At 37.1% G+C, this 25425-nt stretch carries 19 protein-coding genes; 2 read left to right on the top strand and 17 right to left on the bottom strand.

Features of this window, described 5'->3' with window-relative positions:
* Positions 1-152: 152 nt before the first annotated feature.
* From ACFSQJ_RS07050 to ilvD, 6 genes are read right to left on the bottom strand one after another with little or no spacing between them, the layout of a single operon-like run.
* Positions 153-1733, bottom strand: a complete 1581-nt coding sequence (locus tag ACFSQJ_RS07050; RefSeq protein ID WP_377766262.1) for an NADP-dependent glyceraldehyde-3-phosphate dehydrogenase — start codon at positions 1731-1733, stop codon at positions 153-155.
* A gap of 22 nt (positions 1734-1755) precedes the next feature.
* A complete protein-coding gene (gene ilvA / locus ACFSQJ_RS07055) occupies positions 1756-3021 on the bottom strand; it encodes a threonine ammonia-lyase IlvA (protein ID WP_377766263.1) in 1266 nt (421 codons plus the stop codon).
* Between the two features lie 35 nt (positions 3022-3056).
* On the bottom strand, positions 3057-4532 hold the full coding sequence (ilvC, locus tag ACFSQJ_RS07060) for a ketol-acid reductoisomerase (RefSeq protein ID WP_377766264.1): 1476 nt from the start codon (positions 4530-4532) through the stop codon (positions 3057-3059).
* A 34-nt stretch (positions 4533-4566) separates the two neighbouring features.
* Positions 4567-5094, bottom strand: coding sequence for an acetolactate synthase small subunit (gene ilvN / locus ACFSQJ_RS07065; protein WP_377766612.1), 528 nt, complete (start codon positions 5092-5094; stop codon positions 4567-4569).
* 18 nt (positions 5095-5112) lie between these two features.
* Positions 5113-6846: a biosynthetic-type acetolactate synthase large subunit gene (ilvB, locus tag ACFSQJ_RS07070; RefSeq protein ID WP_377766265.1), complete on the bottom strand. Its 1734-nt coding sequence runs from the start codon at positions 6844-6846 to the stop codon at positions 5113-5115.
* Between the two features lie 26 nt (positions 6847-6872).
* Positions 6873-8549, bottom strand: coding sequence for a dihydroxy-acid dehydratase (gene ilvD / locus ACFSQJ_RS07075; RefSeq protein ID WP_377766266.1), 1677 nt, complete (start codon positions 8547-8549; stop codon positions 6873-6875).
* A gap of 367 nt (positions 8550-8916) precedes the next feature.
* Between ilvD and ACFSQJ_RS07080 the strand changes: the two genes are divergently transcribed.
* Complete coding sequence (locus ACFSQJ_RS07080; RefSeq protein WP_377766267.1) at positions 8917-9645, top strand: nitroreductase family protein; 729 nt, start codon at positions 8917-8919, stop codon at positions 9643-9645.
* Here ACFSQJ_RS07080 and ACFSQJ_RS07085 read toward each other — a convergent pair.
* The 4 genes from ACFSQJ_RS07085 to ACFSQJ_RS07100 are packed head-to-tail and all read right to left on the bottom strand — an operon-like array spanning position 9642 to position 13139.
* Positions 9642-10481 (bottom strand): 5-oxoprolinase subunit C family protein, encoded by an 840-nt coding sequence (locus ACFSQJ_RS07085; protein WP_377766268.1) that lies wholly within the window; start codon positions 10479-10481, stop codon positions 9642-9644. The two genes, ACFSQJ_RS07080 and ACFSQJ_RS07085, sit on opposite strands and share 4 nt — an antisense overlap.
* Positions 10474-11205, bottom strand: a complete 732-nt coding sequence (pxpB, locus tag ACFSQJ_RS07090; protein ID WP_377766269.1) for a 5-oxoprolinase subunit PxpB — start codon at positions 11203-11205, stop codon at positions 10474-10476. The genes ACFSQJ_RS07085 and pxpB overlap by 8 nt, the downstream gene beginning before the upstream one ends.
* A complete protein-coding gene (pxpA, locus tag ACFSQJ_RS07095) occupies positions 11202-11945 on the bottom strand; it encodes a 5-oxoprolinase subunit PxpA (RefSeq protein ID WP_377766270.1) in 744 nt (247 codons plus the stop codon). The genes pxpB and pxpA overlap by 4 nt, the downstream gene beginning before the upstream one ends.
* Complete coding sequence (locus ACFSQJ_RS07100; RefSeq protein WP_377766271.1) at positions 11946-13139, bottom strand: Nramp family divalent metal transporter; 1194 nt, start codon at positions 13137-13139, stop codon at positions 11946-11948.
* Between the two features lie 220 nt (positions 13140-13359).
* Here ACFSQJ_RS07100 and ACFSQJ_RS07105 point away from each other — a divergent pair, with 220 nt between their 5' ends.
* Entirely contained in the window at positions 13360-13806 is a 447-nt protein-coding gene (locus ACFSQJ_RS07105; protein ID WP_377766272.1) for a hypothetical protein, read from the top strand.
* A 56-nt stretch (positions 13807-13862) separates the two neighbouring features.
* On the opposite strand, the gene ACFSQJ_RS07110 is transcribed toward ACFSQJ_RS07105, so the two are convergent.
* From ACFSQJ_RS07110 to ACFSQJ_RS07140, 7 genes are all read right to left on the bottom strand, one after another.
* Positions 13863-14546 carry a hypothetical protein gene (locus ACFSQJ_RS07110; protein ID WP_377766273.1) on the bottom strand — a complete coding sequence of 228 codons (684 nt, stop codon included), beginning with the start codon at positions 14544-14546 and terminating at the stop codon, positions 13863-13865.
* A 43-nt stretch (positions 14547-14589) separates the two neighbouring features.
* Entirely contained in the window at positions 14590-16125 is a 1536-nt protein-coding gene (locus ACFSQJ_RS07115; RefSeq protein ID WP_377766274.1) for a YifB family Mg chelatase-like AAA ATPase, read from the bottom strand.
* Between the two features lie 3 nt (positions 16126-16128).
* Positions 16129-18528, bottom strand: coding sequence for a penicillin acylase family protein (locus ACFSQJ_RS07120; protein WP_377766275.1), 2400 nt, complete (start codon positions 18526-18528; stop codon positions 16129-16131).
* Positions 18529-18639: 111 nt separating this feature from the next.
* Positions 18640-20706, bottom strand: coding sequence for a T9SS type B sorting domain-containing protein (locus tag ACFSQJ_RS07125; protein WP_377766276.1), 2067 nt, complete (start codon positions 20704-20706; stop codon positions 18640-18642).
* A gap of 136 nt (positions 20707-20842) precedes the next feature.
* Entirely contained in the window at positions 20843-22816 is a 1974-nt protein-coding gene (locus tag ACFSQJ_RS07130) for a protein-disulfide reductase DsbD family protein (protein ID WP_377766277.1), read from the bottom strand.
* Entirely contained in the window at positions 22804-24111 is a 1308-nt protein-coding gene (gene tilS, locus ACFSQJ_RS07135) for a tRNA lysidine(34) synthetase TilS (protein ID WP_377766278.1), read from the bottom strand. Before tilS ends, ACFSQJ_RS07130 begins: the two co-directional genes overlap by 13 nt.
* 18 nt (positions 24112-24129) lie before the next feature.
* Complete coding sequence (locus ACFSQJ_RS07140) at positions 24130-25422, bottom strand: anthranilate synthase component I family protein (RefSeq protein WP_377766279.1); 1293 nt, start codon at positions 25420-25422, stop codon at positions 24130-24132.
* Positions 25423-25425 lie beyond the last annotated feature (3 nt).

The raw sequence follows: 25425 nt of genomic DNA on the forward strand, positions 1-25425 counted from the left end.
AAAGTATCTATACCTAAATTCAACCAAAGTTAGAAATGTGTTAAAAAGGCCTCTTTCTCTGTTAAATTCAACAAGTTTTCACATAAAAAAGTAAGCCCTGATGCGGGCTTACCAAGGAAAATTTCAAAATTCATAAAGAACAATTCTTGTTCTTATAGTATATAGTCAGTGCTTAAAAAATTACTGACTTTAGCATCCAAAAGTTGTTCAATAGTTTCATTGTTCAACTCATTATCCTTAAAAGCCACAAATGTTCTAATAGAGAAAGAACGTAGTGCGTCGTGAACGCTTAAAGTGGCCTGCGCCGAATCTTTTCTTCCTGTAAATGGATACACATCCGGACCTCGTTGGCATGAGCTATTTAAATTCACCCTACAGACCAAATTGGCAAGCGTATCGATTAGTGGTGAAAGTGTATATACATCTTTGCCGAACAAACTTACTTGTTGCCCGTAATTTGATTCGGCCATATCGTCTAAGGGCTCTTCAATATCTTTAAAAGACAACACAGGAATTACAGGGCCAAACTGTTCCTCTTCATAAACGCGCATATCTTTGGATACGGGATATAACACGGCAGGCCAAATATAGTTATCAAAGTGCTCACCACCTTTTTTGTTCTGAATAACGGCACCTTTCGATAACGCATCATCTATTAACTCTTGAATGTAACCAGGTTTTCCCGGTTCCGGTAAAGGCGTCAATTTCACTCCTTCATCCCAAGGGTTTCCAAATTTCAATTGATCTACACGTTCTGAAAAACGTTTTAAAAATTCCTCTTTAATCTCTTCATGTACATAAACCACCTTTAAAGCAGTGCATCGTTGTCCATTGAAAGATGTAGTTCCTGCTATCACTTCATTGATGGTCAAATCTAAATCTGCATCTGGTAAAATTATTGCGGGATTCTTAGCTTCAAGACCTAGAACTAAACGTAAACGATTACTCTTTGGGTGTTGTTCTTGTAACGCATTGGCAGATTTACTATTTCCGATCAAGGCCAATACATCTACCTTGCCCGTTTTCATTATTGGTGCGGCAACCGCCCTACCCCTACCGAATAAAATATTTACCACTCCCTTTGGAAAGCAAGTCTGAAAAGCCTCCAAGAGCGGTGTAATTAACAAGACACCATGTTTTGCTGGTTTAAAGATTGTAGTATTTCCCATGATGATTGCCGGAATCAACAAGGCAAAAGTTTCATTCAACGGATAATTATAAGGGCCCAAACATAATACAATACCTAAAGGCCCTCTACGAATGTGGGCATACACATCGCCCGACTTATGGAATTTTGCGGAATCCCTATCCAATTGTTTGTAATCTTCAATAGTGTCGTAAATATACTCTACCGTTCTGTCGAACTCTTTTTCTGAGTCAGGCAAAGACTTGCCTATTTCCCACATTAAGAGTTTAACAATTTCCTCCCGCTTGGTTTCCATCTTTCGAACGAAAGATTCCATACATTCTATTCGGTCTTTGACCTTCATTGTTGGCCAGACACCCTTCCCTTGATTGTAGGTGCCCAAAGCGGCATCCAAAGCCTCAATAGCCTCTGTTTCGCCCATATCAGGGATACTGCCTAAAACAGTTGGTATGTACGTATCAGTAGAGGAGATGGTGGAAGCTACTTTAGTTGTATTTCCTCTCCATCTTTTTAATTCACCATTAATCAAATACGTATCATGATGTATTTCTGAGGTGATCTTAAATTTTTCAGGTATTTTAGCCATAAGTGTTCCCTATTAAAATGCTTCAAATTAGGTATTGAAACAAGTCAGGTTTATCATTTAAATAGTCGCCAAAAAAGCCATTTGCTTTCATTCTTGTAATAAGGGGCGAAAGGTCTTCCGGTGATTTTAATTCTATTCCGACAACTGCCGGGGCATTCTCCCTACTAGACTTTTTAGAATATTCGAAATGCGTAATATCATCGTTAGGCCCTAGAATATCGGCAACAAATTCTTTTAAGGCCCCAGGACGTTGCGGAAAACGAATAATGAAATAGTGTTTTAACTTGCTGTAAAGTAATGCCCGCTCCTTAATTTCTGCAGTTCTGGTAATATCATTGTTACTTCCACTTACAATACAGACTACATTTTTACCCCTTATTTCTTCTTTAAACGAATCAAGAGCAGCTATTGTTAATGCACCAGCTGGTTCTACAACTATTGCATCTCTATTGTATAATTCTAAGATAGTTTGACAAACCTTACCTTCATCAATAGTTTCCATATTGTAAAGATGTTCTTTACAAATGGAAAAAGTATAGGCGCCCACTTTTTGAACCGCGGCGCCATCTATAAACTTATCAATTTCATTTAGCTCAATTAATTCACCTTTTGCGATTGAAGTCTTCATTGAGGGCGCCCCAGTGGGTTCAATTCCGATAATTTTTGTCTTTGGCGACAAAGCATGAAATGTACCACATAGGCCAGAAGCCAATCCACCTCCACCCACGGCTACAAAAACATAATCAATATGGACCTCTGACTGCTCTAAGAGTTCAAGACCGACTGTTGCCTGACCTTCAATAGTTTTAGGGTCATCAAAAGGATGCACAAACGTTTTTTCTTCTGATTTGCATGCCGCTATGGCCGCCTTATAAGAATCATCAAAAGTATCTCCTTCTAAGACTATAGTTACCCAATCACCACCGAACATCTCGGTTTGATCCACCTTTTGCCTAGGGGTGACGACTGGCATATAAATTGTTCCTTTTACACCTAAATGGTTACAAGCGAAGGCAACGCCCTGGGCATGATTTCCAGCACTTGCACAAACAACGCCATTCTCTAATTCTTCTTTTGAAAGCGAACTTATCTTATTAAATGCTCCTCTAATCTTATAGCTGCGAACCCGATGTAAATCCTCCCTTTTTAGAAAAATATTGGCATCAAACTCCTTGGAATAACGAATACTATGCTGCAAAGGGGTCTGGTTCGCAACCTGACGAATTGTTTTAGCTGCCTCATAGATATCGGCAATTTTAGGAAAATATGTAGTTACAGTGTCTTTCATTAAAAACGAACAAAAAGATGTTTTGATCTGACCTTCTAAACAATAGGTTTCATCGCGGTCATAGACGCTCTTAGTCTTGCACCTACAATTTCTACGGGGTGCTCTCTCAAGGCCTTATTTATAGCAATTAGTCTAGCATTGTCAACGCCTGTATTCTTTGCATTACCAAATGGTTTACCGATAACCGCTGTATCAATTCCTTTCATAAAATCAGCCAATAATGGTTTGCATGCGTGGTCAAATAAGTAACAACCATATTCAGCTGTGTCCGATATAACACGATTCATTTCAAATAATTTTTTCCTTGCAATCGTATTGGCAATTAGCGGTGTTTCATGCAGCGATTCATAGTATGCCGATTCTGCAATGATACCAGACTCGGTCATAGCTTCAAAAGCCAACTCAACTCCTGCCCTTACCATAGCCACCATTAAAACGCCGTTATCATAAAACTCTTGCTCACTAATTTCATCATTACCAGCAGGGGTCTTTTCAAAAGCGGTTTCTCCAGTAGCAGCACGCCAGGTCAGTAGATTTTTGTCGTCATTGGCCCAATCTTCCATCATGGTTTTAGAAAAGTGCCCGGTCATGATATCATCCATGTGTTTTTGAAAAAGAGGACGCATGATATCCTTCAGTTCCTCCGATAATTCAAAGGCTTTTATTTTAGCAGGATTTGACAAACGATCCATCATGTTTGTAATTCCGCCATACTTCATCCCTTCGGTAATCGTTTCCCATCCATATTGAATTAGTTTAGACGCATACCCTGGATCAATACCTTTTTCAATCATTTTATCAAAACATAAAATAGAACCTGTCTGTAATAAACCACAAAGAATCGTTTGTTCTCCCATTAGGTCAGATTTTACTTCAGCAACAAAGGAGGACATCAAAACCCCTGCTCTATCGCCACCTGTACCTACAGCATAAGCCTTGGCCTGGGCCAAACCTTTACCCTCTGGGTCATTGTTTGGATGTACCGCAATTAAGGTAGGCACACCAAAACCTCTTTTATATTCTTCTCTCACCTCAGAACCTGGGCATTTGGGTGCAACCATAATTACCGTTAAGTCTTCGCGGATATTCATCCCCTCTTCCACAATATTAAATCCATGTGAATAGGATAACGTAGCTCCTTTTTTCATTAATGGCATTACAGCACTTACAACGGCCGTATGTTGCTTGTCTGGTGTAAGGTTGATTACAACGTCTGCATTAGGAATTAAATCTTCATAAGTGCCAACTGCGAAACCGTTTTCTGTAGCATTAACGTACGATTGCCTCTTTTCTGCAATAGCCGATTCACGAAGGGTATATGAAATATCTAAACCGGAATCTCTCATATTTAGTCCCTGATTTAAACCTTGTGCCCCACAACCCACAATTACTATTTTCTTTCCTTTTAAGGCCGAAACACCATCTGAGAACTCCCAAGAATCCATAAATCTGCATTGTCCTAGTTGTTTTAATTTATCCCGTAACGATAGCGTGTTAAAGTAATTTGCCATTTTGTATTCTCTTTTATTTAAATTATTGTTTGGTTTAATGATGTTGAAACTCTTGAAGCAATGCCGAAATTTGCATTTCATCTTTTGATACCGATATACGGCCCGAACGCACAAACTGCATAATGCCGTAAGGAGCTAGTTGTTCGTACATTTCATCTATTTCGAACCTACGGCCAGTTTTTGCCAGTACAAAAAAGTCTCGCGCCACGGTAACAATTTGTGAATTATTGTCTTTAATTATGTTTTGAATTTGACGTTCATCAAAAAGCAGATCAGAAGCAATTTTGAATAGTGCCGACTCTTGATAAATAGTCTCATCATCTGTATGATAAAATGCTCTAATAACTTCTATTTGTTTTTCGATTTGGCCAACGATTTTCCGTGTCCAATTCTCCGTGGTGTGAACCACTATGGTAAATTTAGAAACATTATTAATTTCTGATTTTGAGACATTTAGACTCTCTATATTAATGTGTCTTTTTAAAAATATTCCTGATATTCTATTTAAAAGGCCTACGTTATTTTCAGAGTATACGGATATCGTAAACCACTGATTTTCTATATTATTATCCATATTAGTTTACTTTAAACGGATTTCAGAGACGGCAGCTCCCGAAGGAATCATTGGAAAAACATTATCCTCTTTTTCTACTTTTACCTCTAAAAAATACGGTTTGTCAGAAGCAATCATTTCTTGAACCGCTGATTTTAAATCTTTACGCTCACTTACACGTTTTGCCTCGATATGATATCCTTCGGCAATTTTGACAAAATCAGGATTAACCATTACGGTCGAGGCATATCTCTTCTCAAAAAATAGCTCTTGCCATTGCCGAACCATGCCTAAATGGTCGTTATTCAATACCACTATTTTTACAGGAATATTATGTTGAAAAATGACCCCTAATTCTTGTATAGTCATTTGATATCCGCCATCACCAATTATAGCCACAACTTCGCGGTCCATTGCACCTTGTTTTGCACCAATTGCAGCCGGTAAGGCAAAACCCATTGTACCCAAACCACCTGAAGTAATGTTGCTTTTACTTTCTCTAAACTTTGCATACCTACAACCAATCATTTGATGCTGACCCACATCTGTGACAATTACTGCCTTCTGTTGAGAAGCGATATTAATTTCTTCGATGACCTCGCCCATAGTCAACCCTTCCTTAGTGGGGTGTATATCGTTTTTAATTACCGTATCGAACTCAATTTTATATTTTTCCTTAAAGCGATTGTGCCAAGATTCGTGCTTATTGACATTAATTAATGGAAGTAAGAGCGCTAAAGTTTCTTTTGAATCTCCTAAGACCGCAACATCAGCATGCACATTTTTGCTGATCTCGGCAGGGTCAATTTCAAAGTGAATTACTTTGGCCTGAGTTGCGTAATCATCAAGTCTTCCCGTGACTCTATCATCAAAGCGCATACCTATTGCAATTAAAACGTCACACTCGTTGGTAAGAATATTGGGTCCATAATTTCCATGCATACCGACCATACCAACATTTAAAGGATGATCCGTATCTAGCGCAGAGGCACCCATAATGGTCCACGCGGCAGGTATGCCTGCTTTTTCAACGAATGCTTTCAATTCTTCTTCTGCCTTACCTAAAATCACACCTTGTCCCCAAACAATAAATGGCTTTTGAGCAGAATTTATAAGTGTAGCTGCAGCTTCCAGGGCTTTTTTATCAGGTTTAGGAACGGCATTGTAACTTCGTACCCCCGTACATTTTTTATACGAGAACATCAGTTCTTCAAACTGGGCATTCTTTGTAATATCAATTAAGACTGGACCCGGTCGACCTGATTTTGCAATATAAAAAGCTTTGGCTATTATTTCAGGGATTTCTGACGCCTTGGTTATCTGATAATTCCATTTTGTGACTGGAGTAGAAATCCCAATAATGTCGGTTTCTTGAAATGCATCAGAGCCTAGTAAGTGTCTTGGCACTTGGCCAGTAATACAAACCATTGGCGTAGAATCTATCTGCGCATCTGCCAGACCGGTCACTAAATTTGTTGCGCCTGGGCCAGAGGTGGCCATGGCAACACCTACCCTGCCTGAAACCCTTGCGTAACCCTGTGCAGCATGTGTAGCCCCCTGTTCATGTCGTGTTAGAATATGGGTGAGTTTATCTTGAAACTTATATAACTCATCATATACAGGCATAATAGCACCTCCTGGGTAACCATATAACAAATCAACACCTTCGGCCAAAAGGCAATGTATAATCGCTTCTGCACCCGATATCTTCAAGGTCTTGCCTTTACGAGTTTCGGTTTTCATTTCTTTAAGTGTCTCCATGCTTTTTAACTATAATGAGTAAATCTTTAAAATTCATCCGTCACGCAACCTTCAGAAGCTGAGGATACTGTTCGCGCATATTTATAGAGGCTTCCACGTTTTACCTTCAATGGAGGTTTTTTCCAGTTTGCCTTACGTTCTGCAATTTCCTCCAGACTTAAGTCTACATGTATTTGATTTTTTTCTGCATCTATTGTTATAATATCTCCATCTTTTAACAAACCAATCAAACCACCATCTTGGGCTTCTGGACAAACATGACCGACAACAAAACCGTGTGTTCCACCGGAAAACCTTCCATCTGTTATTAGCGCGACATCTTTCCCCAAACCGGCCCCCATAATTGCAGAAGTAGGCTTAAGCATTTCTGGCATTCCTGGTCCTCCCATCGGTCCTTCGTATCTAATAACTACGACATTTCCTTTTTTAACTTCCCCTTTTCCAATGCCGGCATTAGCTAAAAATTCATCATCATATACTTTGGCAGGCCCTGAAAAATATAGCCCTTCCTTTCCCGTAATCTTCGCAACAGCCCCTTTTTCGGCAAGGTTCCCATATAAAATTCTTAAATGCCCAGTTTCTTTAATTGGGGCATCTAAAGGTTTAATTACTTTTTGCCCTTCCAATAAACTAGGAACCTCTGCTAAATTCTCTGCCACAGTTTTACCAGTAACTGTAAGACAATCACCATGCAACATCCCATTTTCAAGCATAAACTTCATTACAGCCGGCACCCCACCTATACGATGCACATCTTCCATTAAAAATTTACCGCTAGGCTTTAAATCAGCCAAAAATGGCGTTGTATCACTAATCTTCTGAAAATCATCTAAAGTGAAAACTATATCAGCAGCCTTTGCAATGGCCAAAAAATGAAGTACCGCGTTCGTCGAACCTCCTAGGAGCGTTAGTAATCTTACGGCATTTTCTAGCGACTTTCGGCTAATAATATCACTTGGCTTAATATCCTTTTCCAAAAGATGCCTGACTGCTTTTCCTGAATTTATAGCGTCATTTTGTTTTGGCTTTCCAATAGCTGGATTGGAAGAGTTAAATGGCATAGCCATACCTAAAGCTTCTATTGCAGAAGCCATTGTATTTGCGGTATACATGCCGCCACAGGCACCAGCCCCAGGGCAGGCATTTTGAATCACTCCTTTGTAATCAGTTTCATTCATCGTTCCTGCAACCTTTTCACCCCAGGCTTCAAAAGCAGAAACCACATCTAGTTTTTTATCTTTAAAACATCCGGAAGCTATGGTTCCCCCATATACAAGAACCGACGGTCTATTCAATCGAATCATCGCCATCAATGCGCCGGGCATATTCTTATCACACCCTACAACAGTGACCAAACCATCATAATTCATGGCTTGTACTACCGTTTCCATAGAATCGGCAATAATATCCCTTGAAGGCAGTGAGTAACGCATTCCATAAGTGCCCATAGATATTCCATCACTCACCCCAATGGTATTAAAAACCAATCCCACAGAACCACTTTCGTTAACACCCTTCTTTACCTCTTGCGCCAAATCATTTAAGTGCATATTACAGGGGTTACCCTCGTAACCTGTACTTCCGATGCCAATTAAAGGTTTCTTAAGGTCCTCTTCCGATAATCCTATGGCATACAACATTGCCTGAGCAGCCGGTTGTGTCGGGTCTTGCGTTACGTTTTTACTGTGTTTGTTTAATTCCATTAAAAGTTTCTTTCAAAATGTTCAAAAGTGTTGAAAATACTTTAGTATTCAAAAATAATTGTTTCAAATACCTCAACATTTTAACAGTAAGATATCGTCTAAAGTCATTTAAAAAATAATTTGCTTAATAACTTGTTTTTCAGTCATTTAAATCTATTTAAAATACCACATTCATTTATTTTATTAAGCGCATAAAAAAAGCCTGTATCGGTTAGATACAGGCTTTTTACATATAACAAAGTCCGTATCACCCCATCTCTGGGATAATAATGACCACATTTAAAAGTGTGTTTTTTGTTATCATACTTCAAGGGTACGTAAAAAATTGCTAAAACACAATCACTTGTAATTAATATATTTATGCTCTATGGAAAAAACAGTTTCTGAAGCCATCAATTACAGACGTTCGATTCGCATTTTTAAAGAAGATATCGAATTGGATACTGAAAAAGTAAGGACTTGTATACATAATGCAACTTTAGCTCCAACCAGTAGTAACCTCCAATTATGGGAGTTTTACCATATCGTTGACAATATAATACTTAAAAAAATGGTGCCTGCCTGTTTGGGTCAAAACGCCGCAAAGTATTCTAAACAGATGGTTGTGGTCGTTACCAGAAAAGATTTATGGCGAAAAAGGGCAAAAGCAAATGCAACCTTTATAAAGAGTTCATTAAACAACAAGCCTAAGATAGAATATACCAAACGGGAAAAATTTGCCTTGGCCTATTATACGAAACTAATTCCTGCGGTTTATACCGACTTTTTGGGAATACTGGGATGGGTAAAATATACTGTCTTTCAAGTGGCAGGACTCTTAAAACCCACATACCGGCAAGTAAGAAATTCAGACATGCGGATTGTAGCTCATAAAAGTGCTGGATTAGCAGCTCAAAATTTTATGATAAGTATGGCTTCAATTGGCTATGATACTTGCCCTATGGAGGGCAGTGACACCTTGCGAGTTAAAAAACTATTAGGATTGCCAATAGGTGCAGAAATCAATATGGTCATCGGATGCGGCATACGAGATGAAAAAGGAATTTATGGTGAACGCTTTCGCATACCTTTTGAAGAGGTCTATTTTAAAGTCTAAACCATTTTAAAAATTAGCTTGTCAGTCGATTTTTTCTGGGCAAGTACACATATCGCCTCTTCACTTAATTGTAATATTCGTGGATATCCCCCTGTTGTTTGACCATCTTTCATTAAAATAATAAGCTTACCTGCCGGGGTTAATTGTATTGTCCCTGGCTGCGTAGCAGAAGTCAAGATTGTTGTAGAATGTCCTTCGATTGTCTCATTTAATTGATAGGCCATTCGATTATTCTCTTTTGAAATTGAAAATTCTTTTGAAAATATAGCGGTTAATTGACCATCATTTAATAAATCATACTCTGGAGCCTTAAAAACTTCTAAATAGTTAAAATCCAAATAAGTATCCATTTTCAATTCAGAAATTTTTGGTTCAAAAGAAATACATTCTTCAAAATTTATTTCTTGAAATTCAGAAATACATTTGGTATCCGTTAATGGGTAATATTGTGACATACTGCCTAGTATAGAAGGTGCTTTAAACCCATCTTTTACAGCCAAATAACTTCTGAATCCTTTCTCTAACCTTCCATAGGACAAAATATCACCTTTAACGACCTTGTATACCTTGTAGTTATCTATTGGTTCATTATTCAGTGTAGGAGAAAGCAAGGCACCTGCCAATGCAATATAGGTATCGTTTTCAAACAAAAGTGTTGGGCCTGTCATGGTAATTTCAAGAACCGAGGCACAAGCTTTATTCTCTAATAAAGCGTTAAGCCTAGAGGCCGAAATCATATCCATAGCACCCGAAACCGGCACTCCTTTATCACGATATCCAAACCTACCACAGTCTTGCACAGTAGTGAAAAAACCAGGTTTTAATACTTTAAGCATCCAACAAAATTTTCTCTGGTTTATAAATACCCACTTCGCCTTCAATTTTATGCAGTTCATATTCGGCACGGGTGATTGATTCAAATTTTATCTTGTCTCCAACACTTACAAAACATGGTTTTTCTGCATTTGCATTAAAAATTGGGATTGGGCAATTACCAATAATATTCCACCCCCCTGGGGATTCTTGTGGATAAATGCCCGTTTGTTTACCTGCCAAACCTACAGCACCTTTAGCTACCTTTAATCTTGGGGTTTCTTTTCTTTTGGTCTCTATATGCTTCGGAAGTCCTCCCAAATACATAAACCCCGGTAAAAAGCCTATGCCAAATACCCTATACTCGTTTGAAGAATGTATTTCTATTAGTTCAGAACTTGTCATTTTTAAGTTGAAAGCCACTTCCTCTAGGTCAATCCCAAATTCAGCGTCATAACAAACCGGTAGTTTCCAGAGCGTTCTTTGTGTTATTAAAGTAGCCTTATTTGTTTTGTAAAGTTGAAGTAGTTCTTTTTTTAGCTTCTCAAACTCAAAATCACCATTGTTTGAGATTATAGCAATAGAGTTATACGCAGGAACAAGTTCTATATTATCATTTAACTCTTCTTCTAAAATTGACTTAAAACGAATGATATCATCAAGAATAGCTTCTTCCACTTCATTTGGCCATTCTATGAGAATACCTTTTCTGCCAAACTCTTTTAATGTAATCGGATAACTCTTCACTTGCCTATTTCAATACTTTTCTTCGGTAATTCATTGGAAAGATACGTTAATATTTCAATAGCTTCCGGAGTATCTCCATGAACACAAAATGTATCCGCTTTTATTCTTTTGAAACTCCCGGATATCGTTTTAACGCTCTTATCCTCAATTAATCTCAAAATATGATTCAAAACGCTCTTAGGACTTGTTATTAAGGCATTTTTTTCTTTTCGTGAGACCAGTGTTAAGTCATCATTGTAGTTTCTATCACAAAACGCTTCATACTTTATTTTGAAACCTTGACTTAGAGCTTCTTTTGCAACAACAGAGTTATAGGGCACATATAAAAATGTGTTGTTTTTAAAACCTTTTATAGCCTCTAAAAAAGTAAGCGCCAATGGCAAATCTGTCATTAACTCATTATATAAAGCTCCGTGCGGCTTTATATGATTCATTTTTGCCTGCTCTGATTCGGCCACTTTAAGAAATGTATAAATCTGTTTTCGGATACTTATTTTAAGGCCTTCATCAGCTATATCAATGACTTTTCTACCAAAATTTTCTTTGTCAGGATAACTTGGGTGCGCACCCACCTTAACCCTATACTTTTTTGCTAACTTAACAATTTCACTTATCGTCTTTTCGTTACCTGCATGCCCACCACAGGCTATATTACATGAAGATATTAATGGCAATAAAATCGGTTCATTGCCTATCCCCTCGCCAACATCGCAATTGATATCTATAATTTTATGATTCATTTAAAACAGGTCGAATACTTTAAAAATGCTTTTTGCCCCAAGAAAAATTGAAAGAACAATTATTGTAAACCCAATGATATTATGGATAAAGCTATTGCGATACTTTCCCATCACTTCATTTTTATTTACTATCCATACCAACAAAATAGCTATCACAGGAAGTAAAGCGCCATTAGCAATTTGTGCAAACTGTATGATTTCTATTGGCCTTATTTTTAAGGAAAGACTCAATACCCCCACTCCTAAAATTAAAATCCAGACCAAACGAAATTTCCAATCTTTTAAGTCCGCATTCCATCCAAAACAATTGTTGGCTACATAGGCTGCTGCAAGTGGCGCTGTTATTGCGGAGGTAATACCAGCAGCAAAAAGCCCAACACCCATAAAATACCTTGCAGCATTACCAAATAAAGGCTCTAAACCTTTTGCTAGGTCCAAAGCACCAACTATTTCTTTAGATGGTATAGCCGCAGCGGCAATAATTATTGTCATCGAGATAAACCCTCCTGTGGCAATCGATACTATGGTATCCCATCTTACACTTCTTAAATCGTCTTTAGATTTCCATTTTTCGTTCACCAAAGAGGCATGTAAAAATAAATTATAGGGAACCACCGTAGTTCCGACTAGCGCAATAATTGTTAAAAGGCCTTCCTCAGGAAAGGTAGGAAGAAATAAACCCTTTAAAATCAGGGAAACATCTGGCTGGGTGATTATCGCAGTAACGATAAAAGAAAGGCTCATTAAAAAAATTAATCCCACAAAAACTTTTTCTAGAACCTTATAACTACCCATCCACAGCAGGGCAAAGGCCAAAAAACCAACAATAAAAGGATAGTATACCGAGTACTTATTACCGAATAAGGCGGTCATACCCAATGTTGCACCACCAATGTTACCGGCCTCATAGGCTGTATTACCAATTAGAATAGCCCCTATAATAATCATTAAAACTGCTATTCTGATCCATTTTGACTTTAGTTGCTCCCTTATTACTAGTGCAAGTCCTTTTTGGCTTACAACTCCTAGGCGAGCGGCCATTTCTTGCAAAGCCATCGTTGCCAAAATAGATAGAAACATTGCCCAGAGTAGCGCATAGCCAAAACCAACACCAGCAATCGAGCATGCCGTAATTGTGCCCGGACCAATAAAAGCTGCAGCGATTAAAACTCCTGGACCGATTTTCTTAAACATTATAAAGGTTGGTATTGAAATTAAATTCAAGATAGCAGAAAAAGAATCATATTCAACTAGAGTTTCACCACAATTTTAACATTTCTGTTTACCGTTTATCTAAAAAATAACCGTTCGTCTAAAAGTTGTGTGTCATACATCGATTTAAAATAATAAAGTGAAAAAGATAAGGTTATACTAATCCCAAATCTTAATATTAATACCAAACGACCTACTTAACATGACCTGTAAAGATTGTGACAAAAACATCGGCTATGACGAGCACAAAAACTCCATGGATTCTCTAGGAGTAGAATTATGTTCAAGACATACAAAGCTCATTAAAAGAGTTATTTTAGACAACGGAACCCCAATTGAGGCAATTCAATTGTTCTATGCCTTAAAAGAGGCCGGAGTAAATCCGATGTTAGAATGGTGGGATGGCAAAAAATCTGTTGATATCGCCATTTCAAGGGTAAAATTAAATATTGAAATAGATACTGATTATGAAATGATTACCCATGATCAGGCTATTAACGATTTAGAACAGGCAATGCACTCTTTTAAAAACGGATTTACAACTATTCGTATACCACATGTTGTGATTAAATACTATTTGTTAGATACCGTGAAAAACATTCAAGGAATCATTGAAGGATTGCGAGCCAACATCAAGATGGTGGGTTAAAGAAAGACTTCCAGAGTTAATAAAATCCCAAGATTTCGAACTTATTTTATCATAAGTTATATGTTATCTGCAAATTGAATTAGTTTTTCTAAATCATTTACCTTCTTGAATTTCAATTTTTCTTGTTTTATGAAGTTTTTTACTTTATCTATGTTTTTTTCAGCAAATAAATTTAAGATACTTTTTTTATTGATCTCAATTTTACTAATTGAATTCGCATCTTTCCCATGGAGGTAATATATGGTATTAGTAATACTTCCTTTTTTATCCATTTCCAAAGTGGTTTTGGCTTTTTCAGGCATTCTTAAGTTTCTTCCGTATTTCACGTAAATGTTATTTGATTCTATTTGTCCAATTAAATGAAGATAGCCTGTTTGGCGTTTATCGAAATCATCATTATATCTAGTATAGACAAAATGCTTATTATCATATACCACGTCTATCCCTAATTCTTTTTTCAAAAAAGTGACATTTGCAGAATTTATTGATTCTTTCATTTCAAAAAAATCATTTAAAGCATCATAGCGTAAGTATTTTTTCTCTTCTTTCTCAGTCAACTTATCCTGAATAGTTGACAACTTAAAGGTATCATGATAGTATTTGGAACCACTAAACTCCTCTATTTTTGCTTCAATACCTTGGTGCTTATAATATTCCCTGTTTGTCGGCAGACCTTGACCCTGCACTTTTAAAAACAAAAACATTATCATTATTAAATTGTAAAAAAATATTTTTCTCATGATTATTTCTATATCATACTAAAGTTAAACATTTCATCTATCATTATCCCAACCACCCTTCTCTATCCAGACTACGATATTGAATAGCTTCACTGATATGATTTCCATTCAGATTTTCATCACCAGCTAAATCAGCTATCGTACGCGCCACTTTTAAAATACGATCATAAGCCCTAGCAGAAAGATTTAGGCGTTCCATAGCATTTTTTAAAAGATCTTTTGAGGTTTCATCCAACTTACAATGCTCGCGGATCTGTTTCGTATTCATTTGTGCATTGTAATGCACATTTTCAAGTTTAGCAAACCGTACAGTTTGAACTTCCCGAGCTGCGGTAACCCGTTTTCTTATTTCAACACTACCCTCCCCTTTTCGCTCTTCGGATAATTTATCGAACGGAACCGGAGTTACTTCAATATGAATATCTATTCTATCCAATAAAGGCCCAGATATTTTGCTAAGGTAGCGCTGCATTTCAGCTGGCGAAGATGTAACCGGTGCGTCTGGGTCATTAAAATACCCCCCTGGACTTGGGTTCATACTAGCTACCAACATAAAACTGCTGGGGTAGGTTACAGTAAATCGAGCCCTTGAAATGGTCACTTCCCTATCCTCCAAAGGCTGGCGCATTACTTCTAATACACCCCTTTTAAATTCAGGTAATTCGTCTAAGAACAAAACGCCATTGTGTGAAAGCGATATTTCGCCAGGTTGCGGATAAGCCCCACCACCCACAAGCGCAACATCTGAAATCGTATGGTGCGGGGAACGAAATGGGCGCTGACTCATTAAGCCCATATTCTTGATCTTACCAACGACACTATGAATTTTGGTGGTTTCCAAAGCTTCATGTAAAGTCATCGGGGGAAGAATTGATGGAAGCCTTTTAGCCAGCATCGTTTTTCCGGCTCCAGGAGGTCCAATTAAAATAATATTATGACCTCCAGCGGCCGCAATCTCCATACAGCGTTTTATACTTTCTTGACCTTTTACATCAGAAAAGTCAAAATCAGGAAAATCTAAGCTTTTATAGAACTCTGCCCTAGTATCAATAATGGTCTGCTCTAATGGTTTTTGTGTATCAAAAAAGTCAATTACTTCTTTTATATTCTCAACTCCATACACCTCTAAATCACTTACTATAGCTGCCTCTTTTGCATTTTGTAAAGGAAGGATAAAACCCTTGTAACCTTCTTCTTGCGCCTTAATCGCGATAGGTAATGCCCCTTTTATAGGTTGTAAGCTTCCATCTAATGAAAGTTCTCCCATGATAAGGTACTTTTCTATATCTTCTGATTGAATCTGATTTGAAGCAGCTAAAATTCCTAAAGCAAGCGTTAAATCGTAAGCTGATCCCTCCTTTCTCAAATCGGCAGGAGCCATGTTAATGGTGATTTTTTTACCAGGAATCTTATAGCCATTATTCTGCAAAGCAGCAGCTATTCTATAATTACTTTCTTTAATCGCATTATCCGGTAGACCAACAAGATGATAGCCTATTCCTTTATCCACATTAACTTCAACTGTAATTGTAGTCGCTTCAACGCCGAATACGGCGCTTCCAAAAACTTTAATGAGCATAGCTTATTTTTGACTAGGTCTAAAAATAAGCAATGAAGTTGAAGTTTTCGAAATCTCTTCCTTATTCATCATCATTTTTCTAAACTCGCCCTTAACAAACATTTCTGCCTGGTCTTTATAATGTTTACTGAAGGGGTTACCTGACTGCCCTGTGGGTAAAATACTTATACTATTCTCTATATCCGAGAAATCTATGATGCGCCTTGTCGATGGTCCAGAACTAACTTTATAAAAACCAGTACTATCATAGGGAAAAGCCATATTATTAATTACTTCCCTTGTTCCATGAATTGGAAATGGACCTACATTAAAATATTTGCGTAAAGCGGCTACCTGCCCTATCGGATGACCATGCTCAATGGTATGTACCCTATCCCATGTCCATTTAGAGGGGTCTGGTCCAAAATCATTTTCTAGTGATTGCCAAGCTTCTGCAAATGATTTCAGCGCAATATCACCTCGAGTTTCAATTCTATCTTTTGTGTTAATATTATCCCACCAAATACCTTCTTTGTTGCGTGTACCATTAGCTATATGCCGCTTTAATATATGGGTTCCTAAAAATTGTTTAAATTTTTCTTCACCCAACTCATCTTCAAAAGTGTTTTTAAGCGCATAATACAAGCACCTGTGGTATATGGTAGCACTAACACTTTCCAATGGATAATTCCCCTTCCAATTTTTAAGTGCGTCAAGTTGTATCAATTGTTCTTCTGAAAAACTTGAGACATCAACAAATTTTCCAAATTCCGTTACAATTTCTGGATTAACTGAAGAAGTAACGTCTAATATCATTTTACTTACTGCTTCTTTGTCCCAATCATCCTTTTCATCTAAAAGTGTAACTATACGTTTCGCTCTATTTTCTGGCAAGTAGTATCCTGGATAGAGCATTCCTGCAATTGAATCGGGCTGGTTGTTAGCAGAGTATACATAGTTCCAAGGTGGATTTATCGCCTGTGGGTTTTCTGAAAAATCTAAAAAACGTAGCGGTTCTTGTTTGCCTGAAGTACCATCAAGAATAAATTTTGTCGAAACGCTATCTGGCATCTGATATAACTTCGCGGTAGCCCACCAAGCTACATTACCCTTAGCGTCGCCATACATTACATTTAGTCCTGGTGCATGGATCTTTGGTAAGGCTTTAGAAAATTCATCGATATTTTTGGCATGGCTTATTCCATAAAGCGCATCCATAACCTCATTCTCTATCTTAGTATAAACCCATGACATGGCAACAGGCCGTTCCCCATTTATTTGATTTGCAATATTATTCAATACAGGCCCGTGTCTTGTATTCTTATATTCGAAAACAACATCTGACTCATCTTTTACTTTTATTGTTTTTGAAACGTACTCGTATGAATTCCAGCCAGATTCGGTTTTATATTGCGTACTGTCCTCCGGATTGGTTTCTTCATAATAAAAATCAATATCATCATTTTCAAACATGGTGAGTCCATAAGCTAAATTTCTATCATGTCCTAAAAGTGGAAAGGGAATACCCGCCATATGATACCCATATTTTTCATAAGTAGGAGTACTTAGATGTGCCTCGTACCAAACCGAAGGTTGAGCAAAACCAATATGGGGGTCGTTTGCTAGAATCACTTTGCCGTTTTTCGTTTTATCCGGCGCTAAAACCCAGCTATTACTGCCTACAAACTGCGGAATAGGTAGTTTTTCCAATGCTTCTGTAACGCTTGCTGTTATGGTACTAGGGATGCTATCAGCTATTTTTTTATTGTAGTTTTTAATCCAAACAAAATCTTTGTTAGAGTTAGTTATCAAATCATTACTATACTCCTCGCCTAATTGATTTCGAATATCGGTCAACAAAGGGTCTGTCTTATGTGCCATAGCAAAACTAAAAGCCATATAACCCACTGCATTGTAAATATCTTCTAACGAAAAAGGAGTTTTATCTATACCTGTTAGGTAAAACTCAATGGGTGTCGGCCCGTCAGTTATAAATGCATTTATACCGTCTAAATAAGCTTCGGACAATATGACCATTTCACTATTCTTATCCAAAGCGGCCACTGTCTTGTTGGTATGTTCATCAATGCCAAGGGAGAGAAAGAATTGGTCAGTAGTGACCAGGTCTTTCCCAAACACTTCTGACAACCCCCCTTTACCTACTCTGCGAAGGAGTTCCATTTGCCACAGTCGATCTTGGGCATGCACATAGCCTAATGACCTAAAGGCGTCTTCTTCGGTCTCGGCAAATATATGAGGTATGCCGTACGTGTCGTAATGCACATTTACCTGAGCCGATAGCATATTTAATTCTTTTATGCCCTCATAATCAGGCTTTAAAGAATTTATAAAGAAGAGGGATCCAATACCAAATAGTACCAACAAAGTCAGTAGTACCAACAGTACTTTCTTTATTATTCTCATGGAAAAGTTAAGTTAGTTGTGCCATAAAGTTAAGTGATTTATTATTATGAATTAACTATTAGAGTTAAGTGATTTATTATTATGAATTAACTATTAGAGTTAAGGTGTTTTTTAACGTTTTAAAGCAAAGTGCCCCTTAAAGACTTTCTCAGTTTCATTTTCTATGTAGTTTACTTTAAACCAATAATCATCTGACGGGAGTGATGACCCCTGATAATATCCATCCCAGCCTCTACCTTCTAAATTTACTTCGGTTAATAATTGACCATAACGATTGTAAATAGTTAGTTTTACTATTGTCCCACATTGAGACCCTAAAATCTTCCAAGTATCATTTACCCCATCTCCATTGGGAGTGAAAAATCTTTGATAATCTAATAAACATAATTCTACAACTTCTTCTGAACAGCCATAAATATCGCGAATCGTTACAAAATGATATCCTGAAATATTCGTTGTAAAGTCACCATTATTTTGAAAAAGACCACCATCCAAACTAAATTCATATTCACTAATGCCTACCGCAAAAGCCTTAATACTAAAAACATCAGCAAATGATCCCGGTTCAACATTAACCAAAAAAGAAGAAGGGCCTGCAGAGCTTTTGACGTCCTTAGAAGTACGAGTCACACATCCATTAGTCAAACTTTCAACGATGACACTGTAGGTACCAGGTTTGTCTATAAAAATATATGGTTCGGTAACCTCTAAAGCTAAGCCGTTTAAAGTCCATTTAAAACTATATAAGTTGGGGTCTAGTAGAGTGTATAGGGTATTGTCTTGATTTGGTAGTAGCGTTCCGTTTTTGTCCAAGCAAAGTACCTCTAGGCCCTCAATTGATAGTGGAACTGACAACTTTACTATGTCAAAGTCAGTAACTGTATAACAACTTCCATTGAGTACTCTTACGTAAATCTTTTCTCTTTCTTCATTAGTACTATAGTCTGTTGGGTTCTCAATAACATTAGTATTGTTTTCAGCATCAATCATAGTATTATAATAGCCTGCTACATTGAAAGAAGGGTCAATTGAATTTATGAACTCTTCAACACTACTGAAATCAAAGGATGTTGAATTATTTTCTTCGTCAAAACATTCTCTTAGGTCTAACAAATTATTAATTACTGGAGGACTGTATATTGTAATCAGAAAACTATTTTCTGAACTACATCCTGGTACCAGATTGTTAACCCCATATACATAGAGTCTAGTAGAAGTTGTAATTACATCACCTTCATTTAAACTATTTCCACTTCCGTCAGGGGCATCAAAATAACTACCTCTTAGAAGCGGGGGCAAAATGTAACTCTCACATGCTTTTACATCTAAAGGTGCATCTACGGAAGAATCTCCAATATTGATTGTAGCAAAACTTGTGCTAACATCGCATACTGTATACCTAAATACGCTTGTGGTGGCATTTAACGTTGGAATAAAGGTACCCAGTGCTGCATTAAATAAACCACCAGTGCCTGATTCCCTAATCCAAAAACCACCTAAAGTCTCACCAACAAGTACATCATAAAGATTTATTGCTGAGCTATCGTTGTTACAAATAAAAAGAGTGTTACTAATTGCAGGGTCTTCAGGTATCATAGTTGCCACTCTAATATTATCTATTGCCATATACTCATAAAAATGAGTCGTCATACCATCATTATCAAAAGTGAACATTAGTATTTCTTCTGTATTATTAGCTGTAAAAGTCATGCTAACATAGCTCCAAACTTGATTCCCTATTCCTAAATAGGGCAGCCTAGGAGATAGTTGAAATTCAGTTCCAAATTGTACTTGCCATCTTGCAGTATCACCGAAAGCTGTTTCTGTATTTCTAAAAGATACTCCTGCATTGGCCTGTTCAAAAGAAATAGTATACTCTTGGCCGATTACCAAATCGCTTAATTCAGTAAAAAAGGATTCAGGGCCTCTTTCAAAAGTCCCGGCTCCTGCGAATATTCCACCTTGATTTGACTCCGGAATACCAGCGGCTCCAAAAGAATTCACTGGTCTTGGAAAGTTCCAGGAATCTACGGTTCCATTTCCATTGTTCCATCCGCCTCCAGTTACATTGCCATTAAATAACGTATCAATAACAGCAATATTAGAAAGAGACTCAAACGTACCGTCAGCACCTCCTAAGGACACGTCACATTGTCCAAAAAGCCCCTGGAAAGTCATGTGTAAAACAAACGAAACACTTAATTTGCTGTATCTATAAAAACCTAGCATAGAGGAATATACGAAAAAGCATGGTTTTTTATCTAAAACAAGTTTTTATCGCTTGAAACCTGCTGAAATACCAATAAAAGTTATATTATTCATTAAAATTGTAAATGCCTATTTTCAACCAAGACTCATAAGTTTCAATATCAGTGTATTGGATTGCAGAATTTAAAACTTCTAAATCTGGAGAAAGTAAAACGTAATATGGTTGTGATGCGGCGTTGAAATTAATCGTCTGAAAAGTGCCCCACTTCTGCCCTACAGTTTCTATAGCTTTTATTCGGCCCGGTGTATATTGAAAATCAAACTGTTGTTCTTTTGCAAGCTCCTTCCTATCATCTACGTATAAAGAAATCAATACAAAATCTTCTTTCAATAAAGTATATATTCTAGAATCACTCCAAACATTTTCTTCCATCTTGCGACAGTTAACGCAGGCCCAGCCTGTAAAATCTAGGAGTATTGGCTTTTCGTTAGCTTTTGCGTAAGCCAGGCCCTCCTCAAAATCCTTAAAACAGTCCAATCCTAAAGGACAGTCGGATTCCGTTTCATTTATACTATAAAAATCTGGGGGAGGAAAACCACTCAATAGTTTTAAACTGGCCATATTGAAAAGACCCAGTATTAAAAATAGCGCAAATGCAGCACTTAACAATCCTGTCAGCTTTCTTCCTATTTTTAATTTTTGTTTTGGTCCATCATGAGGGAAACGAAAAACCCCAAAAAGGTATAGTGTTAGTAAAACAAATAGTACAATCCATATTCCCAAGAAAATCTCTCTCTTGAAAATTCCCCAATTACCTACTAAATCGGCGTTCGATAAGAACTTAAAGGCCAGTGCCAATTCTAAAAAGCCAAGAACCACTTTTACAGTTGTCATCCATCCACCAGATTTGGGCAGCGAATTCAACCATGCCGGAAATAAAGCAAAAAGGGCAAATGGCAATGCCAAAGCCAAACCGAAGCCAGTCATACCAAAAGAAAGATTTGTAGCAACGCTTCCTTGTGCAAGAGCTGTGCTTCCTAAAAGACCTCCTAGAATAGGCCCTGTGCACGAAAATGAAACTATGGCCAAGGTCAAGGCCATAAAAAAGATTCCGAAAATACCACCAACCTTAGTAGAAGCGGCGTCCATTTTATTTGCCCAAGAACTGGGTAAAGTAAGTTCATAATACCCGAAAAACGAAAAGGCAAAAAACACAAAAATTATAAAGAAAAATATGTTAAGCCAAATGTTGGTTGCTATAGTGTTTAGTATTTGAGAATCTACGGAATCAAATAAATGAAAGGGTAAGCTCAGCAGAAAATAAATCAATACAATGAAGAAACCGTACAATACGGCATTTGTTATTCCTTTTGACTTGTTTTTAGACTGTTTGGTAAAATAAGAAACCGTTAAGGGTATAAGTGGGAAAACACATGGTGTCAACAGTGCTATTAATCCGCCTAAAAAGCCGAGTCCAAAAACCATCCAAACCCCAGACTCGGATGAGGAACCATTTTCATTGCCGGAATTTAAAATCTCCTTATTCTTTAAATCAAGTTTTAGAGCATTCGTCATTGCTAAGCTACGTGCATCAAGCTTCTGTTCGCTGGCAATAAATGTATTTCCATCTAAAGAAATTTCAAATACCTCTTGTTGTAACAGACACACGGTTTTGCAAATCTGATAATTAAGAGTTATCGAAATTTGCTTTAAATCGGGTTTAAGGAGTCGTATTCTTTGCTTAAAAAGCGCTTTCTCTTTAAAAAATGTTTCTTCGACATCAAATACCTCAGTATATTTTTTATAGGTCTTGCCTTCTACCGTTGTTCCAATAAGTTCATAATCAACACCAGCACCTATAAAATCAAACTCACTTGGCATTGAACCTCCTTCGGCAGTATAAAGCGAGTAGATATACCATTCTTTATAAATATCCGCTGAAAATATGAGCTCATATTCCGTGTCTGATATTTTCTTTACCTCATGGTTCCAAATCGAAGGAGTATCATCCGATTGTGCAAAAGCTAAACCAGAAATAAACAGTACTATAAAAACACTTAATCTTTTTAACTGTGCCATGTAATTTTTACTATTCGTTTTGTTTTGGGCGTGACTTTGAATCTTTCATCGGCTCTTCTGCCAATCACCCAAACGATGTTTTCATTAGAACTTAATAGCCATTGCTCATTTTTGGCCAAGAGATTTACTTTTTCGTCTTTAAAGTACTTCGACAACTTCTTTTTGCCATTCATACCTAAAGGATAAAAATAGTCGCCATTTTTCCACTTCCTTAACAATAACGGTAATTTTAACTTTTCCATATCGGCATACAGAATATTCTTGCCCGTTTCGGAAAGACTTGAAACTTCTTCAATTTCTAGTTTTAACGGGATCTCAGTTGAATTCGCGAAAGACGGAATCAAGTAACTTTTCAGGTCTTCATTTCTAATTGGAGTCAAAAAAAGATGCTTTCTATCTTTTAGTAATCGAAAGTCTTCCGATACGATTTCTTTTCCGCTACTAGCTTGCAAAAGGTGCTGTACATCTTTCCATGCGGTAAATCCAAATTCATTGAACAATAAATGCAAGTATGCCCTTAATGGCCTTAATTTATTCAATTTTTCGATGTGGACCTTGATTTTATCATCCTCCTTTAAAAACAAATCCTTTTGCAATTTTACCTTGACATCATCTAGAATTGAAGACGAATCTAGAAGCTTATCTTGGGTGCTTAAAAAATTGTTTAAAAAATTAGTATTTGTTTCTTTTAACTCTGGCACAATCTTATGCCTGATTTGATTTCTTAAATATTTGGTGCTGGCATTACTGCTATCTTCCCTCCATTTAATCTCATTTGAAGATGCATATTGCACTATTTCAGATTGCGAAAAGGGCAGCAAAGGCCGAATTATTTTTTCATTTTGATGGGGAATACCCGTTAAACCATCTATGCCTGTTCCGCGAGATAAGTTTATTAAAAAAGTCTCCAAGGCGTCATCAGCGTGATGGGCCGTTATTACATACTCATAGCCCTCAGTTTTCAATAGGTCTTGAAACCATTCATAACGCAGGTTTCTTGCCACCATTTGAACGGAGCCACCTCTTTGTTGCATTTCGTATTCGGTATCAAAGCTTTTAGAATAAAAAGGGACCATAAGCTGAACGGCCAGCTTCTCTACAAACTCCATATCTTGATTACTTTCATCTCCTCTTAAGTTAAAGTTGCAATGCACCAATGCAAAATCGAAATTCAATTCACGCAATAAGTAAGAGAGCACTACACTATCCAATCCACCGCTGCACGCCAATAGTAATTTGGTTTCTTTTAAAAAAGGAAAAGTAAGCTCGATATGTGATTTAAAGTTTGCTAACACAATTCAAAATTAAGCATATCAATTGCTTTCAAGTACCTTTCGCATGGCCTTAGCCTTAAGCAAGCATTCTTGATATTCTTTTTCAGGTTCTGATTTTGCCGTAATCGCACTTCCAACAGAGTAAGAAACGTAACGCTTGGCACTGTTATAAAGAATACTTCTAATAACAACATTAAAGTCAAAGTTACCATCAGGAGTAAAATACCCAACTGCACCGCTATATAGTCCTCTTTTGGTTTCTTCTAACCTTTCAATAATTTCTAAGGCCGCAATTTTAGGCGCTCCGGTCATACTCCCCATAGGAAACGTAGTTTTTATGAGCTCTACTGGGTTTACATGCTCATCTAAAACAGCAGTAATCGTTGAAATCATTTGATGAACCTGTTTAAAAGAATACACTTTGCACAGCTCGGCTACTTTAACTGTCCCTTTTTTAGCCAATATTGACAAATCATTTCGGACCAAATCTGTAATCATAATATTCTCAGAACGCTCTTTGGGGTCTTTTTCCAAATTTATCTTAAGCATATTATCTTTCGTGCTATCATCACAACGCGCAGCGGTACCTTTTATAGGTTGAGATATTACTTTACTACCTATCTTCTTTATATATCGCTCAGGTGATGCAGATAGCAGGTAGTTGTTATTAAACCTCAAAAAACTCGCAAAGGGCGGGGCAGAAATGTCATTTAACCTTAAAAAAGTAGCTGTTGGTTCAATTGCTGTATCCTCTGCATAAAACTCTTGACAAAAATTAGCTTCATAGATATCGCCAAGTTGAATATGTTTCAAAAACATATTGGCTTTTTTATGATAAGCATCTTTATGGATACGCATTCTAATTTTAATATTGGTTTTTCCATCATCTTCCTTTTCTGGAATGAAATTGAGAATCGTATTAAAATCCCTTTCTATCTGGTCTGAAATACTTTCTACATAAAGAAATTGAACAGTATTATCCTTTAAGAGGATAAGCCTTTTAGGCTGAAAAAAATAAAGTTGGGGAAAAGATAGTCCATCATAATTATTTGATTCTAAGCTCTCTAACTCATTTTTTAAATCATAAGACAGGTAGCCGAACAACCAATCTTTCTTCTCTTCTTGCGCAAGCTTGAGTTTGTTAAACGAATTTGAATTAGAACTTAATACATAGTTTGCATCAACTGCTAATAATGCATCAAAAGAACTATACTCGTCTTCGTGTGAATTGCTGTCAAGAAAAACAACTTCTTCATATGTTTTAGACCAAAAAAGAAGGTTTTTCTTGAATTTTGCAGTATCTGTAACCGAAAAAGTATGCGTTTTACGCAAATG

The organism is Croceitalea marina (assembly GCF_042684265.1).
Taxonomy (GTDB): domain Bacteria; phylum Bacteroidota; class Bacteroidia; order Flavobacteriales; family Flavobacteriaceae; genus Croceitalea; species Croceitalea marina.